The sequence below is a fragment of the Cognatundibacterium jejuense genome (assembly GCF_014284255.1).
Lineage (GTDB): Bacteria > Pseudomonadota > Gammaproteobacteria > Burkholderiales > Burkholderiaceae_D > Undibacterium > Undibacterium jejuense.
The window spans coordinates 1-631 of record NZ_JACOFV010000050.1 but is presented as its reverse complement, the minus strand read 5'-3'; the positions used below and the strand labels follow the sequence as shown (position 1 = coordinate 631).

The window sequence follows — 631 nt, the reverse complement described above, 5'->3', positions numbered from 1 at the left end:
AAGAAGTTCCTTGGCATGGGGCTGGTATTAGCATTTCACGTAGTGCTGTTGTATGCGCTGCTCAATGGCTTGGGGAACAAGATCGTTCAGATCATCCAAAAGCCCATGGAGACAAAAATAGTGGAAGAGGTCAAACCTCCGCCACCACCGCCAGACACGCCACCACCACCGCCGCCGAAATTGTTGGCTCCACCGCCACCATTTATTCCGCCACCGGAAGTGCAAGTACAGCAGCAACCGCAGCAAAACACGATCGCAGCAGTATCGAACGTGAAGCCAGAGAACCCAGTGTTTGCTAAAACACAGCAAACTGCTCCACCAGAGCCAGCAAAAGCGACCGGTCCGGTCACTGTGCCAGGGGTTATCGACTTTAACGTTGCAGGTTGCAAACCAGAGTACCCACGTGCGTCTTTACGTAATGAAGAGACCGGTACCGTGGTCTTGTCAGTATTGATTGGTGCCGATGGTGCTGTATCAGACGTCAAGATCGACAAATCCAGTGGTTTCCGCGGTTTGGATAATGCAGTGCGCTCACAGTTGATGTCGGGTTCATGCAAAAACAAACCAGGTACCGTGGACGGCAAACCGCAACAGACTTGGACTAAGGTTCAGTACGTGTGGAAGCTTGACT

General features: G+C 52.0%; 1 protein-coding gene. It reads left to right on the top strand.

Features of this window, described 5'->3' with window-relative positions:
- Positions 1 to 631, top strand: a 631-nt coding sequence (locus H8K32_RS19955) for an energy transducer TonB (protein ID WP_246447529.1), incomplete at both ends; no start/stop codon positions are given.